We start from the raw sequence: 15,922 nt of genomic DNA, 5'->3' as shown, positions 1-15,922 counted from the left end.
AGATGGATTTCGAGTTCACCGAGGACCAGCGCGCGCTGCGCGACCTGACCCGCCGCTTCGTCGAGAAGGAGATGGCGAAGGACACCATTGCCGCCTGGGACCGCGACAACGAGCTGCCGATGGCGCTTCTGGACAAGATGGCCGAGATCGGGCTGATGGGCGCCACGATCCCCGAGGAATACGGCGGATCAGGCGGCGGCGTGATGGAGGAAACCATCGTACTGGAGGAACTGGCCCGCCATTCCTCGACCGTGGCGCTGGCCTATGGGCTGGACGTGTCCTTCGGCGCCGTGACCATCGAACGGCACGGGACCGCTGAACAGAAACGCGAATTCCTGCCCGGGCTGGCGACGGGCCGTCACCATTTCGCGCTGTCCCTGACGGAGCCCGATGGCGGGACCGATATCCTTGGCGCGATGAAGACGGTGGCGAAGCCCGACGGCGACGACTTCGTCATCACCGGCTCCAAGGTCTTCACCACCGGGCTGAACATTGCGTCGTGGCTCTTCGTCGTGGCGCGCACCGGGCATGATCCCGACAAGCCCAGTCGCGGGCTGACCGTCTTCCTTGTCCACAAGGACACGCCCGGGATTTCCTATCGCAAGATCGAGAAGCTGGGCTCGCGCTTCCTGCATTCCTACGAGGTCCGGTACGATGCTGTCCGAGTGCCGAAATCGTCCATCGTGGGCGAGGAAGGGCGCGGCTGGCACGCGATCCTCGACACGCTGAACAACGAACGGATCTTCATTGCGGCCACCTGCGTGGGGCTGGCGCAGGGCGCCTTCGAAGACGCGAACCAGTATGCAAAGGAGCGCCGCGCCTTCGACCGGCCGATCGGGCAGTTCCAGGCGATCCAGTCGATGCTGGCCGACAGCCTGACCGAGATCGAGCTGTCGCGGCTGATGACCTACAAGGCCGCGTGGATGCAGGACCGGGGCCAGGACTGCGCGCTGCCAGCGGCCATGGCCAAGTACTACGCCTCGGAAACCGCGTTCCGGACCACCGACCGGGGCATGCGGGTGCTGGCGGGCTATGGCTTCACCATGGATTACCACATGCAGCGCTACTACCGCGACATCCGACAGCTGATCTTCGCCCCCCTGACCAACGAGATGAACCGCAACTTCATCGCGCAGGTCGGCTGCGGCCTGCCGAAATCCTACTGAGGACGTGCCATGAACCCCGATCCGCTCGACCTCTGGCGCCGGATGATGCTGATCCGGCAATGCGAAGCCCAGCTGAACGATGCCTTCGCCAAGAACCTCTTCCCCGGCTACATCCATTCCTACCTGGGTCAGGAGGCGTGCGCCGTGGGCGTCTGCGCGGCGCTGGAAGACAGCGACTGGATCGTCTCGACCCATCGCGGGCGGGGGCATTATCTGGCCAAGGGGATGGCTTTGAAGCCCATGATGGCCGAAATGTTCGGCCGCGCCACCGGCATCTGCGGCGGCCGGGGCGGAGAAATGCACGCGGCTGACCCCACGAAGGGCATCCTTGGCGGCAACGGCATCGTGGGTGCGGGCATGCCCATCGCGGCGGGCGCAGCCCTTTCGGCGCAGGTCGAAGGCAAGGGCCGCGTCGCGGTCGCCTTCTTCGGCGAGGGCGCCAGCAACAACGGGTCCTTCGCCGAAACGATGAACGCCGCCGCCGCCTGGTCCCTGCCGCTGCTGATGGTCTGCGAGAACAACCTCTATGCCGAAATGACCCCCTTCGCCGACACCTCTGCCGCACCCGACATCGCCGCCCGCGCCACCGGCTATGGCCTGCCGGGCGAGATTGTGGACGGCAACGACGTGCTGGCCGTGACCGAAGCGGCCACCCGCGCCGTCGAACGCGCGCGCAGCGGCAAGGGCCCGACGCTTCTGGAACTGAAGACCTACCGCTGGGGCGGTCATTTCGAAGGCGATCCCAAGGCCTATCGCAGCCGCGAGGAAGAGGTGGAATGGATGGACCGTTGCCCCCTCCGCTGTCTGCGCGAGGTGCTGCTGGACGGCCGCGCCGATGCCGCGACACTCGACACCATCGAAGCCGAGCTGACGGAAGAGGTCGCCGCCGCCATCCGCTTCGCGCTCGACAGTCCGGAGCCCGAACCGTCCTCGGCGCTCGCCAAGGTCTTCGCGGCTTAAGGAGGGACAGGCATGCCGACACGCACCTATTGCTGGGCCCTGATCGACGCGATCCGCGAAGAGATGGAGCGCGATCCTTCCGTGATGCTTCTGGGCGAAGACGTGGCTGCCGCGGGCGGTGCCTTCGGCGGCTCGCGTGGGCTTTTGGACGCGTTCGGGCCCATCCGCGTCCGCGACACACCGATCAGCGAGGAGATCATCGCAGGCCTCGGCGTCGGCGCGGCCATGACCGGCCTCCGGCCGGTGGTCGAGATCATGTTCATGGACTTCTTCGGTCTCTGCCTCGACCAGATCTTCAACCAGGCGGCCAAGACGCATTACATCTATGACGGGATGTTCCGCATGCCGCTGGTCGTGCGCACCTCGACCGCGGTCGAGATGGGGATCGGCCCGCACCATTCGCAGCTTCTGGAGGCGTGGGTCGGCCATGTGCCCGGCCTGAAGGTCGTGATGCCCGCCACGCCGCGTGACGCCAAGGGGCTGATGAAGGCCGCGATCCGGGACGACAACCCGGTGATCTTCATCGAACATCTGGCCCTTCACCGCATGAAGGAGGAGTTCGAGGACGGAGAGATCCTGATCCCCCTCGGACAGGCCGCGATCCGAAGGCCCGGGCGGGACGTGACCATCGTGGCCACAGGCCTCATGGTCGCCCGCGCGCTGGAGGCGGCAGAGACGCTCTCCGCCGACGGGATCGAGGTCGAGGTGATCGATCCCCGCACCATCAGCCCGCTGGATATCGACACGATCCTGGAGTCCGTCCGCCGCACCAACCGGGCGCTGGTGGTGACTTCGTCGCTGAAGCCTTTCGGCTTCGGGTCGGAAGTGTCGGCCGAGATCACCGAAAAGGCGTTCTTCCATCTGGACGCCCCCGTCCGCCGCCTGACGCCGCCCTTCACGCCCATGCCCTTCGGCAAGGGGTTCGAGGCGTTCCTGCACCCCGACGCCACCTCCATCGCGGCCGAAGTGCGGTCGCTGCTGGCCTGAGGGAAAATGCGATGCCCCAAGAAGTGACGATCCCGAAACTTGGCCTGACGATGACAGACTGCACGCTGGTCGACTGGGCGCTGGCCGATGGCGACCGGGTCGCCAAGGGCGACGTGATCTGCACCATCGAGACCGACAAGATCGCGACAGAGATCGAGGCCGATGGCGACGGCTGGCTGCGCCGCATGGCCTCGGTCGACAGCGTCCTGCCGGTCGGCGCGCTGGTGGCTCTCCTCCATCCAAGCGCAGAGGCGGCCCTGGAGGATGCCGAGCCCCCTCCGCCGCCCGGGGCCACCTCCCCTGCCCCGGTGATCGCTCCGGCACCGGTCGCCGCCACCCCGTCGCTGACGGTGCACACCGCCAACGGCCGCCTTCTCGTCTCGCCCGTGGCCCGGCGGATCGCGACGGAAGCCGGGCTGACGCTGGACGACATCACAGGAACCGGCCCCGACGGCGCGATCCTGAAGCGGGATGTCGAGGTATTTCAGACCCGACCTGCAGAGGATCCGGCGATCGCAGACCGGCGCCCACTGGCCGGGATGCGGCGCGCGATTTCCCAACGGATGACGCAGAGCCTGCAACAGTCCGCCCAGATGACCGCCTTCGCGCGGGTCGACATGGGCGCCATCATGGACCTTCGCCGCGATGCGCTGGCCCATTCGGACGCACTGGCGGTCCGGATCAGCGTGACCGATCTGGTCCTGAAGGCGGCAGCCGGCGTGCTGGCCGGAATGCCGTCCATCAACGCCTCGATCATCGGCGACGAGGTTGTCACCTGGCGCGGGGTCCATATCGGCCTGGCCGTGGCGCTGGACGACGGGCTGGTGGTGCCGGTGATCCGCGATGCCGACCGCAAGTCGGTGGTCGAGATTGCGCAGGACCGAATGCGGCTGGTCGACCGGGCCCGCAGCGGGACGCTGTCCCGGGCGGATGTGGATGGCGGGACCTTCTCGCTCAGCAATTTCGGCAGTTACGGCGGGGATTTCGAGACGCCGATCCTGAACCCGCCGCAATCGGCGCTGCTGGGGATCGGGCGGATCACGGACGAAGCCGTCGTGCGCGACGGCGCCATCGTGGCGCGGCCGATGATGATGCTGTCGATGACCTTCGACCACCGCCTGATCGACGGCGCCACCGCCGGCCGGTTCCGGGCGCTCCTGCGCGAACGGCTTGAAACCCCTGCCCTGATGACGGTGACCCAGCGATGAGTGTAAACCCCCTGACCACGTTCGAGGCGGCCGAGATCGGCCGCAAGGTCTGCGAAGGCCGCATGACCGTGACCCAGACCGACATCGACACCTTCTGCGCGCTGATGGGCTATGACGACCCGGCCTATCGCGCGGACGCGCCGGGCGGCGCCATCGCCCCGTCGTCGATGGGGCTGACCTATGGTCTGCGCCTGGGATGGGAAGAAAGCGTCTTCCCGCCCGGCGCCATCCGCATGGGCGACGAGAACATCCACGGTGTCCCTGCCCGCCCGGGCGACGAGCTGGTCACCGACCTGACCGTCACCGACCGTTTCGAACGCAAGGGCCGGCGCTTCCTGACCTACCGGATGGAGACCCGCAACAGGACCGGTGCGCTGGTCTGTTCGGTAGCCTTCACCGCCATCGTTCCCTGAGGTGCCCATGACCGCCCTGCCCCACGCCCGGATCGCCATCACCCAACCGATGATCGACGGCTACGCGCGCCTGTCGGGCGACTTCAACCCGCTCCATGTCGATCCGGAGGCCGCGGCGAAGACGCCCTTCGGCGGCACCATCGCCCATGGCTGCATCCCGATGGAGCCGATCTTCCAGGCAATCCAGCACTGGCTGGGCCGTCCCGACCTGCCGCAGGACACGCGGATGTCGCTACGCTATCACCGCCCCTCGCAGCCCGGAGACACGATCCGGCTGGAGGCGACGGCCGCCACGGCCGACGGCACCGATGGCATCCTGCGGGTCGACTTCGCCTGCCTGAACCAGCGGGACGAGACGGTGATCTCGGGCCACTGCACCCTTCCGGCTCCCGCCGCGTGAGCGATCTTCCCCGGCACCTGCTGGTGATCGGCGGCGGCATCGGCGGCTATACGGCCGCGATCCGCGCGGCGCGGGCGGGCCTGCGCGTGACGCTGATCGAACAGGCGGCCCTTGGGGGGACCTGCCTGAACGTCGGCTGCATCCCTACGAAAAGCCTCCTGCTGCACGCCCGACCCGGTGGCGACATGGCGACCATCGCCCGGACCCGCGACGCGGCCGTCCGCCGGCTGGTGTCCGGCGTGGACCTTCTGGTGCGCCGCAACCGGATCACCCTGAGAACCGACCGTGCCCGCTTTACCGGCCCGCGCCGCGTCCGGCTTGAAACCAGCGGAGAGGAGATTGCCGCCGATCTGGTCGTCATCGCCACCGGATCCGTCCCGGCTTTGCCTCGGCTACCGGGCATCGACCTTCCCGGCGTGATCACGAGCGATACGGCCGTTGCGATGGACACCGTTCCGGAACGGATCGCCATACTTGGCGGCGGCGCAATCGGCGTTGAATTCGCGCAGATCTTCGCCGGTCTCGGCAGCGCCGTGACCCTGATCGAAATGGCGTCGACGCTTCTGCCCGCCGAGGACCCCGAGGCCGTTGCCGTTCTTGCCACGACCCTGAAGGCGCAGGGCGTCAAGATCCACACAGGGACGGGCGTGACCGGCATCGAACGCAGCACGGCGGGCCTGTCGGCAACCTTTCCCGGCGGAAGCGCCGAGGCCGACCTTGTCCTTGTCGCCACCGGGCGCCGGCCGAACATCGCAGACCTTGACCTGGACGCTGCCGGGATCGCGGTTGGGAACGGCGCCGTGAAGGTCGATCCGCAGCAACGCACAAACATCCCCGGCACATATGCCGTGGGCGATGTCTGCGGCGGGGCGCTTCTGGCGCATCGGGCCGCCGCGGATGCCGAGGTCGCAATGGCCGGCATCCTGGGCCATCCTGCCGTCCCCACAGGCCAAAGGGCCATGCCGCACGCGGTCTACACGATGCCCGGCCTCGCCAGCGTCGGCCTGACCGAGGCCGAGGCCCGCGCGAAAGGCCCCATCCGCATCGGTCGCTTCCCCTTCGCCGCCAATGGCCGGGCCGTCGTCGACGGCGCGCCCGAGGGCTTCGTCAAGATCGTGGCCGACGCCCGTTATGGCCAGATCCTGGGCGTCACCATCGTGGGCGCCCATGCCGCCGACCTCCTGGGCGAGGCGACGCTGGCGGTCGAGATGGAGATTACGCTCGCCGCCTTCGTGCAGGTCATCCACCCTCACCCGACCCTGTCGGAAGCGCTGGTCGAGGCCGCGCATGATGCGCTGGACGGGGGCGCGGTGCACCTGCAGCCCGGGGCCTACCGGGCGTCGACGTAGGGTTGCACGGGCCTCGGACCGGACGACCGTCACGAGAAGGTTGCCGCCAAGCAGTACCCGCAGGAACGCTGTGCCGCCTACTGCGAGCCCCGATCGCTCTGCATGAACGTGATTGGGCCGAAGCGGCGGACCGCCCGGTTCAGGAGTGAGCGCGGGATGTCGGACCAGGTGCCAAGCAGTCGCGCCTGATGACGTAGAGGCAGAGATGCCGAAATGGGAACACCCGTCGGCAGGGACCAGTGGCCTGACACGTTCCGCCACCGTCAGGACATGCGGCCCCGCTCCACGTCCGTTGACGGATCCGGGGGGCAGGTCACGGCGTTTCGGCAGCGGGAAGGTCCGCCCCTAGAACCGGAACTCCAGCCGCACCGACCCGCCATAGGCCCTGCTGGATTGCGTCAGTCCGGCCTCGGCCGCCAGCGACAAGGTCAGCTTGTCACCCAGGTCCATGTCGACGCCAGCGGCCAGGTTCCCGCGATAGCGTTCGCCCGACAGGGTCATGTCCATCGTGTCCAGACCGGCATCGCCCCCCACCAGAACCGACGACATCCCGTAGGTCGGATCCGTCAGCGCCATGGTCACCCCACCGCGCAGGTAGCTGACCATCGACCGGCCGCGGAAGGTCGACGCCTGCCCGATCTCCAGCGAGGGCGTGAAATCGACCGCGGTATTGGCCGTCCCGGCCACGTCCCAGTTCATCGAGCCGGTCCCGGATTCGGTGAAGCCGTCTTGCCAGACCCGGGTCAGGGTCAGCGCGCCGACCGGCTTGAGGTAAAGACCGCCCCCCTTCTGGAAGACGCCCGAGGCGCGCGCCTCCATCGACAGGAAGTTGCCCTTCACCTTGGCTGAGGCGGTGCGGGTCGTGCCCGACTGCGCATAGCTGCGGTTCTGATCGAAGCTGTAGACCCCGCCGGCCAGGCCGAAGGACAGGGTATAGCGCCCGATCTCCTTCTTCAGGGCGGCGCCCAGGGCATAGCGTTCCCCGCTTTGCGAGAAACTCTCTCCCGACACGGACACGCCCTCGTAGGCGCCGCCGAATTCCAGGAATATGTCTTCCGCGATCTCGCGCTGGACGGCGCCGGCAAATCCGCCGGCCCGTTCCGAATAGCCGGGGGTCTGGTCGGTTTCATCCTGGGTCAGGTTCGACGTGATGCCCCTGATCCACGCGCAGTCACGCTGTTGCAGGAAGGCCAGGCCATCCTTCGGGTCCAGCTGCGGGCAACTGTTCAGGCGGCCCTGCATGGTCAGCGCGGCCTGTACCGCGGCGGACGTGGCGATCAGCGCCTCTTCCGGAACGACCGACAGATAGTGATCTTCCAGCCCCTCGGCCGAGGTCGCGTTCAGGTAGGTCAGCGCCAGCGCCCTCAGCTCCTTGCGGACCTGGCGTGTGGTCTGGTCGGATTGTGCCCCGGCAAGCGCGTTGGTGAAATAGGTCGCGTATTCCTGCGCATTGGCCTGCATCCGCGTGCCCTTCAGCGCCCCGCTGAAGTCGACCCTGTAGTTCAGGAACAGCGCGTTGCGCTCGGACCGCGAATCCAGGCTGTAGTCGACGGTGGCCGTGTCGACGACCGTGGCACCGCTGGCATCGAATGTGCCGCTGCCGGTCAGAAAGGCAATGTCCGTCCGGCCCGACAGGCGGGTCCTGCCGGTGGGCACGTCGATCCAGACGGGGTTGATCCTGGCCGCGAAGGTCACCGTCGGGGTGTAGCGGCCGGTGTTGAAGATGATCCTGTCATTGGCGACCCCCGACGCGACCGGTCTGAGGTTCACGTCGAAGGTCCCCTTCTCCGAATAGGAACCGCCCAGATAGAACGTGCTGCTTCCGGTCCTGTCGTTGCCGAAGGGCCGGATCGTACTGCCTTCAAGACCCTTGTAGTGGCCAAGGCTGCCCAGGTTCACCTGCTGGCCGGGTTCGAAGACTGCGCCCTTGCGGTTCTCGAACTGGTTGCGCATGCCGGGGTTGCTGTAGAAGTTCCCGCCCGGAATGGAGGTCTGCGTCAGGTCGATCGAACCGCTGATCACGCCACCGTCGTTGTTGAAGATCCGCAGCGCCGCGTCGCCGGGCGTCCCGATGACAAGGCTGTAGGGGTCGGCCGACGCGATGGTGCCCGCGTTCGAGATCAGGTTGGACGCGTAAATCGCGCCGTTGGACCGGAAGCTCTGCAATCCGCCGTAAATGCCGATGGTCTCGTAGGCCGCGCGGTCGGTCGTGCGGACAACCGCGCCTTCCTCGACCGTGATATGGGTCGTGCTTCGGCACATGGTCGTGGTCTTGCTGGCGCAGACCCCGGAATTGCCGAAACCGGCGGCGGTGCCGTCGACCACCGACAGGATCGCCCGAGCATTCGCGCCACCCGCCGTCACGGTGCCCGAGATGGTGGCGAGGACGCCCCCGGACACGCTGCTTGACGCGCCGCCCGACACGCTTTGCGCAAAAACCGCCATCGACCCGGCGCCGGTGGTCGACACGGTCCCGTCGATATCCAGTTCGACCAGCCCGGAATCGCCCGCATTGCCCCAGCTGCCGGCGGCCCGGACCTTGCGGAAGACGTATTTCGTCCGGGCCGCCGCCCCCCCGCCGCCACCGACGGATTGCGCCCAGATGCCATGGGCATTCCGCCCCGAGGTCGCGATCGACCCGCCCCGGGGCAGGGCAACCGTCACCCGGCCGCCATCGCCACCGGCCCCGCCATTGCCGCCGCCAAGGGCCCCCGCCCCGAAAGTGGTCTTGCCGAAGCTGTCGATCGCCATGTCCGGCAGCACCTCGAAATCGCCGACGGTGCCGCCGCCGCCGCCGACCGACTGGGCGAAGATCCCCATCGCGCCGTCGCCGGTCGTGGTGATCGAGCCTGCGCCATCGACGCTGACCGCGCCCCCGGCGCCACCGCCCCCGGACGAGGCTTCCAGGCTGAAATCGGTCATCAGCTCGCCGGACCCGTCGCCGGCATTGCCTCCGCCGCCACCGACGGACTGCGCGAAGATCGCCGTGCCGCTGGCCCCCTTGGTCGAGATCGCCCCGTCGTTGGTAACCGTCACGGCCCCGCCTGTCGCCGCGGCGGCCCCGCCGGTCCCGGTCACCTTCACGCTGTAGGTGCTGACGTCCGCTACCGCGTCGACATCCGTCGGCGCATTGGCCAGAACCGCCGTGGAACTTGCCGTGCCCATCCGGCCGTTGCCGGCATTGCCGCCATTGCCGCCGATGGACTGCGCGAAGATGCCGTAGGACGCGGCCCCTGCCGTGGTGACCGTCGCACCCGCCCGGTTGTTGACCGTGACCGCGCCGCCGGTGCCTCCGGCCTCGGTCCCGCCGAACTCTCCGCCGACGGTGACGGACAGGTTGAAGGTGGTGTCCGAAACGACGTTGCGCCCCTGCGTGTAGCCCGCAAAGACGGTCCCGAAGTTGCCGGCATCGCCGCCGCTGCCGCCGATGGACTGGGCGTAAAGCCCATAGGAGGTGTCGGCCCCGGTGGTCACGCCGCCCGCATTGTCCAGGCTCACTGCCCCGCCGACCGCGCCGCTGCCGCCTTCCGCGCCGACGGACAGGCCCACATTCAGGCCGCCGCCGATCCAGTAATTGTCCAGAAGATAGGTGATGGCCGTCCCCGACGCACCGCCGTTGCCGCCGACCGACTGGCCCCAGATGCCGTGCGCATTCACGCCGGAGGTCCGCACCTGGCCGCTGCTGGCGACGGTGACGTCACCGCCCCTGCCACCGGTGCTGCCGCCGCTGCCCAGGGTGCTGACGACGTCGATCGCGTTGACGGACCCGCGCTCCTGCCCCGGGTTGGTCACCTGATAGCTTGCAACGACGCTGCCGCCACTGCGCCCGACCGAACTGGCCAGGATCCCGTATGCGTAGGTGCCCGACGTGGTGACGTGGCCGTCATTGGAAACCGTCACCGCGCCGGCCGTGCCGCCATTGCCGATGCCCGCGCCATTGGCCGTCGACAGCGACAGGCTTGGCTGGGTCGCGTCCAGGATGCCGGCATGGACGATGCCGCCGGCCCCGCCATTGCCCGCGACCGACTGGGCGGCGGTCCCCGTGGCGCCGAAGCCGCGCGTCGTGATCTCGCCGGTGCCTTCGCTGTCTTTGCCGTTGGTCACGGTGACGACCTGCGTCGTTCCGCCATGACCGCCCTGCTTGCCCTGGTCATGGAAGATCGGCCCCGACAGGGTCCCGATCGTTGCGTCCGGCGTCAAGGCAAAGCCGGTGACGCCGCCGCTGCCGGCGACCGACAGGCCGGTAATACCCGCCGACAACGCACCATAGGTGTCGACATAGGACGTGTTGGTGACTGTCACCTAGCCACCGGTCCCGGCAGCCTGCCCGCTGGCGCCATTGGTCAGGATCATGCCGTGGGTATCGACCAGGTTGTCCATGACCAGCCCGATCGCGCCGCCGCTGTTGCCGACCGACGCGGCCACGATGGCCTGGGCCAGCACGCCCCGGGTCGTCAGTTCCGAGCCTAAGGTGTTTCCGACCGTGACGGCACCGCCGCCAGCGCCGACGATGCCCGACCGTCCGTTGGTCAGAAAGATCGAGTCGACATCGACCGGCCCCTGGAAAAAACTGCCGGACTCGCCTCCGCCGCCGGCCACCGACAGCGCCAGGACCGCGTGGCTCAGGTGACCCTTGGTGTAGACCTCGCCGCCGCCGTCGTCGCCCGCCTGGACCTCGACGCTCCCGGCGCCGTCGCCGCCCGGTCGCAGGCTGCCGTTCCGCACGAAGATCGTGTCGATCCTGCTGGTGCCGCCGCCGCCCAGCGAGGCCGCCCAGATCCCATGCGCATAATCGCCCGTGGTCCGGATCAGCGCCTGGCCGTCGGTGCGGGTCGCACCGCTGCCGTCCATGGAAATCACGATGTTGCCGCCGTGGCCGGTCACCGCCGCATCCTCGGAGGCCGCTGTGAAGCTGTAGGTCTTGTAGAGCAGCCGGTTCTTGACCATGCCGCCGTAGCCGCCGCCGCCGCCGACGGATTGCGCCATGACACCATGGGACCCGGTGCCCGCGGTCGTGATCGACGAAGCATCGCCCAGGATCAGGTCGATGGCGCCACCGTCGCCGCCCGCACCGCCGCTGCCCCCGAAGGCAAAGCTGTTGGGCCAGATGCCGGTGAACAGGCCCAGCGTGCCGCCGCTCGATGCGTTCTTGCCGGTGCCGCCGCCGCCGCCGACCGTCTGCGCGAAGATGCCGATGGACCCGTCGCCGGCGGTCGAGACGTCGCCGGTATGGGTGACATCGACCTTGCCGCCGTTCCCTGCGGCGCCGCCGCTGCCGCCGATCACCACGCTCAGCGACGGCTTGGGCAGGACCGAGGTCCCGTCATCATAGGTCGCGTTGGTCAGCTGGTCATAGATTTGGTCGTCGCTGTCGGTATCCGTGCTCTTCTGCGCGTCGATCTCTTCCTGGGTCATCGCGCCCGACTTGATCAGGATCGTCTCGACCGCCGCCGCCGCCGATGGATTGCGCGACGATGCCATGGGCCCCGGCCCCCGTGGTCCCAAGCCGGGATCCGTTGGTCACGGAGACATCGCCGCCGTCGCCCTGCGCCCCGTCATCGCCACCGATCACCAGGTTGGCCGAGAACGAGATCGAGTTCGACGTCTGGGACGCCCCGCCGACACCACCACCGCCGCCGACCGATTGGGCATAGATCGCGTGCGACCCGTCGCCGGTGGTCAGGACCGTGCCGTTCAGGTTCTCGATCGTGACCGTGCCGCCCTTGCCGCCCACCCCGCCCGATCCCCCGATCGACATGTCGAGGTTGAAGGTGTTCGACCCGCTGGCATAGGAGCTGCCGCCGGCCCCGCCGCCGCCGCCGATGGACTGGGCGAAGACACCGAAGGCGTTGACGCCCGACGTGACGACACTGCCGCCGTCGGCGTGGATCTGCACGTCACCGCCATGGCCGCCCTTGCCGCCGGACCCGCCGAAGGAAAAGTGTTCGGACACGCTGGGCAGGCTGGCGATGATGTCCCGGTCGCCCTTCAGAAGCTTGTCCTTCAGGCGCTTCTGGAACGCTTCCAGCGCTTCGCGCTTGCCGACCTTGATCAGCGACACGATCTCGACGGACATGAAGTTGGCCAGCGCCTTCCAGAACTCGTCCGCGTCGGCCGTGGCCAGGTCCTCGACCGCCTCGACGACCTCGATCAGGGAATCCATCGTCTCGAACGCGTGCTGGGTCTTCGAGTTGCCGTTGAAGATGCTGTCCTTGTCGTCGGAATTCGCGAAGGTCGACAACAGGTCGTTCCAGCTGTCGACGTCCTTCAGGATGTCGATGAACACCTCGAACGCGTTCAGCTCGTCGCCCAGCCCGTGCGAGACGGAGCCCGAGAACGATCCCCCGGTCCCTCCACCGCCGCCGACCGACTGGGCGAAGACTCCATGCGACCCGCCACCCTGCGTCGTGACGGATCCGTTATGCGTGATCGCGATGTTGCCGCCATCGCCGCCGGCCCCGCCGCTGCCCCCGACCGAGGTGGTGATTGCCGCCTGGGCGCTGGCGCCGGCATTGTAGCCGCCCCCGTCGCCGCCGCCCCCGCCGATGGACCGCGCCACGATCCCGGCAGAGTTGTCGCCCACCGTCAGGATGCTGCCCGACTGGTCGATGGTCACGTCACCGCCGTGACCTCCGCCGTCGCTGGATCCGCCGACCGCCACGCCGACCCCGAAATCGTCGGCCTTGATCTTCAGCAGGCTGACGAAATTGCTCAGGCCCGAGTCCTTCAGCCACTTGTTCGAATAGTCCTTCTTTGCCGACGCGGTCCCGGACCCGCCGTCGCCGCCCCCGCCGCCGACGCTCAGCGCGTAGATGCCATAGGAGAAATCGGAATAGGTGGTGATGTCGGAATTCCCGGCCTCGACCGTAACCGCGCCGCCGTCGCCGCCGGAGGAGCCGGTGCCGCCGATCGCCACGGATGTCGTGACCGCGTTGGCATAGGACATCAGCTGCGACAGCGAACTGCCCGCGCCGCCGGATCCGCCACCGCCGCCGATGCTGCGGGCAACGATGGCGGACGACTGGTCGCCCGTGGTCTCGACCTTGCTGTCCGCGACCTCGATCTCGACGTCGCCCCCATGGCCGCCCTTGCCGCCGGACCCGCCCACCGACACCGCGACCGACACGGCGTCGATCGTGCTTGCGTACTGCACCGCCAGGGTCTGCGCCGTCGCGTTCCCGCCCGCGCCGCCACCGCCGCCGATGCTCTGCGCCTCGATCGCGTTGGCATTGCTGCCATGCGTGGTGACCGCCGCGCGGTTGCGGATCCGCACCGTGCCGCCGTCACCGCCGCCGCCACCAGTGCCGCCGATGGCCGTCGAGACGGAAATCGACGGCAACTTTGGCACGCCGACGCTGATCGAACGGGCCTTGGCGCCGCCCCCGGCCCCGCCGCCGCCCCCGACCGACTGGGCCAGGATCGCCGTTGCCGCGTCGCCATTGGTCGTGATGTCCGACATGTTGGCGACCGAGATGGCGCCGCCATGGCCACCGTCGCCGCCGGACCCGCCCACGGCCACCGAAACCGAGATGACGGGACCAAGGGAATTGCTGTTGGCCGCGCCGCCGTTGCCCCCACCGCCGCCGACCGACTGTGCCAGGATCCCGTAGGCGGTATTGCCCCGGGTCTCGATCCTGGATCCCGCATGGCGGGCGATTTCGTCCGTGTCGTCGAAGGCGTCGTATTCGCCGATCTCCACGTCGGCCCCGTCGCCGCCGGGGCCCCCGTCCCCACCGATCGAGACGGAGACGAAGAAGCTGGCGTCCGTATCGCCGCCCCCATTCCCGCCGTTGCCGCCGATGGACTGGGCCAGGATGCCATAGGCCCCGTCGCCCTGGGTTGCGATCGTCCCGTAGTTGCTGACCGTGACCGTGTTGGCCGCGCCACCCCGGCCGCCGTCGCCGCCATGGGACCAGAACCACCAGCCGCCGCCGCCGCCATCCCCGCCGCCACCGGCCACATAGGTGCCCTTGGTGGAATCGAACGCGGCCATCGGATCGCCGCCGCCGATCGACTGCGCGACGATGGCCGTCGATCCGTCGCCCCGGGTGCCGATGTCGCCGGCATTGGTGATGGTCACCGTTCCGGCAGCCCCCGCATCGCCGCCGTCGCCGCCACTGGCGGCAAAGGCATTATACCCGTCGCCGCCGTCGCCCGCGACAGACTGGGCGACGATCCCGAAGGCATAGTCCTGCGTCGTCTCCACACTGCCGTCCAGCGTCGCCGTCACATTCCCGGCATCGCCCCCGGCGACGGCGTCCTCTGCATCCGAGTTGCCGTCGCCGCCCCGGCCGCCCACGCTTTGCAGCAGGATCGCGGTCGAGGCATTGCCCGTGGTCCGGACCCGGGTGCCGGCCTCGGCGGTGAAGGTCACGTCACCGCCCTTGCCCCGCTTCGAACTGTTCCCGATGTCGCTGCCGGATGTGCCCGCAGCCCCGCCCACGCTTTTCAGGACGAAGGCCTGCGCGTTGTCACCGCTGGTGCCCACCGTGAAGGTCTTGCCGGAACCGTCCGCGGCCAGCCGTGCCGCCACGGTGCCGCCGTTGCCTCCGTTGTTCGCCGGATCGCCCTTGACATAGGGCCCGCCCTTGCCGCCGGTCGAAACCGCGACGACCAGCGGATTGGCGTCCTCTATCGTCTGGACCGCGGCCCCCAAGGTGACACCGATATCGCCACCCTTCCCGCCGTTCCCGCCTTTCCGCGCCTTGTGCCACTGCGCATTGTCTTCCGTTCCGCGACCCGGGTTGCCGCCGGCCGCCCCGGTCGTTTCCAGCAGGATCAGCGGGTGGCTGTCGTCGCCATCCTGCGCGCCCGTGTCGGCAACCCGTATGGTCCCGTCGACCGTCAAGGTCAGGCTCCCGCCATCGCCGCCGTTGCTGCCCACGCCGGCCTTGCTCTGAGTCCAGTCGTTGGGTCCGTACCGTCCGGCCGTGCCCCCCGTCGATGACAGGTGGATCTGGGTCTGCGTGCTGCCGGATGTGTCGCCCACGGTCCCGGTGGCGCTGATCGTGACGTCGATCGCCTCGGCCGCCTGCCCGTCGGTCTTCTGGCTTTCCGTACCCGCCATCTGGTCGCCGGCCTGCCCCACGGTGGACCGGATCAGCGCCATATCCTGATCATCCGAGATCGTGATGTCTTCGGCATGCAATGCGCTGCCGCTGCCGGACAGGACCACGGAGATGGCAAGCACGCTTGCGCATCCGCGCAGCATCGTCAGCGCAGAGGATTGGGCGCAGCGGGTCGTCATGGGGAGTTATCCTGAACTCGTTGGAAATCGGACATAATGAAAAGGCCGAAACTGTGGACCATCAATCAAATACCATATGGTATGAAGCAGTTGTGGCCTGCCCTGGCCGCCGGCCCACTTTCGCCCGTGTTGTTGTCGCACTACATCGGTTCTCTTGTACAACTTGCAGTACAATAAAATCATACAACCTAG

The 15,922-nt window shown here is 68.3% G+C and carries 9 protein-coding genes; 7 read left to right on the top strand and 2 right to left on the bottom strand.

What is annotated here, in order from left to right; all coding sequences use genetic code 11:
- Positions 1-2: 2 nt before the first annotated feature.
- The 7 genes from FQK05_RS19305 to lpdA are packed head-to-tail and all read left to right on the top strand — an operon-like array spanning position 3 to position 6,483.
- Positions 3-1,166, top strand: a complete 1,164-nt coding sequence (locus tag FQK05_RS19305; protein ID WP_158969940.1) for an acyl-CoA dehydrogenase family protein — start codon at positions 3-5, stop codon at positions 1,164-1,166.
- Positions 1,167-1,175: 9 nt separating this feature from the next.
- On the top strand, positions 1,176-2,126 hold the full coding sequence (locus FQK05_RS19300) for a thiamine pyrophosphate-dependent dehydrogenase E1 component subunit alpha (protein WP_158969938.1): 951 nt from the start codon (positions 1,176-1,178) through the stop codon (positions 2,124-2,126).
- Positions 2,127-2,138: 12 nt separating this feature from the next.
- Positions 2,139-3,113 (top strand): alpha-ketoacid dehydrogenase subunit beta, encoded by a 975-nt coding sequence (locus FQK05_RS19295; protein ID WP_158969936.1) that lies wholly within the window; start codon positions 2,139-2,141, stop codon positions 3,111-3,113.
- 11 nt (positions 3,114-3,124) lie between these two features.
- The gene (locus FQK05_RS19290; protein ID WP_158969934.1) at positions 3,125-4,321 is read left to right on the top strand and encodes a dihydrolipoamide acetyltransferase family protein; all 1,197 of its coding nucleotides are present in this window, start codon (positions 3,125-3,127) and stop codon (positions 4,319-4,321) included.
- Complete coding sequence (locus FQK05_RS19285; RefSeq protein ID WP_158969932.1) at positions 4,318-4,734, top strand: MaoC family dehydratase; 417 nt, start codon at positions 4,318-4,320, stop codon at positions 4,732-4,734. Before FQK05_RS19290 ends, FQK05_RS19285 begins: the two co-directional genes overlap by 4 nt.
- A 7-nt stretch (positions 4,735-4,741) precedes the next feature.
- Complete coding sequence (locus FQK05_RS19280) at positions 4,742-5,134, top strand: MaoC family dehydratase (protein WP_158969930.1); 393 nt, start codon at positions 4,742-4,744, stop codon at positions 5,132-5,134.
- Entirely contained in the window at positions 5,131-6,483 is a 1,353-nt protein-coding gene (gene lpdA, locus FQK05_RS19275; protein ID WP_158969928.1) for a dihydrolipoyl dehydrogenase, read from the top strand. The genes FQK05_RS19280 and lpdA overlap by 4 nt, the downstream gene beginning before the upstream one ends.
- Positions 6,484-6,828: 345 nt before the next feature.
- On the opposite strand, the gene FQK05_RS19270 is transcribed toward lpdA, so the two are convergent.
- On the bottom strand, positions 6,829-10,785 hold the full coding sequence (locus FQK05_RS19270; protein ID WP_158969926.1) for an autotransporter outer membrane beta-barrel domain-containing protein: 3,957 nt from the start codon (positions 10,783-10,785) through the stop codon (positions 6,829-6,831).
- 1,048 nt (positions 10,786-11,833) lie between these two features.
- Positions 11,834-15,730, bottom strand: a complete 3,897-nt coding sequence (locus tag FQK05_RS19265) for a hypothetical protein (protein WP_158969924.1) — start codon at positions 15,728-15,730, stop codon at positions 11,834-11,836.
- Between the last annotated feature and the right edge of the window lie 192 nt (positions 15,731-15,922).

The organism is Chachezhania sediminis (genome assembly GCF_009765275.1).
GTDB lineage: Bacteria > Pseudomonadota > Alphaproteobacteria > Rhodobacterales > Rhodobacteraceae > Chachezhania > Chachezhania sediminis.
This window is presented reverse-complemented; position numbering and strand designations above follow the sequence as displayed.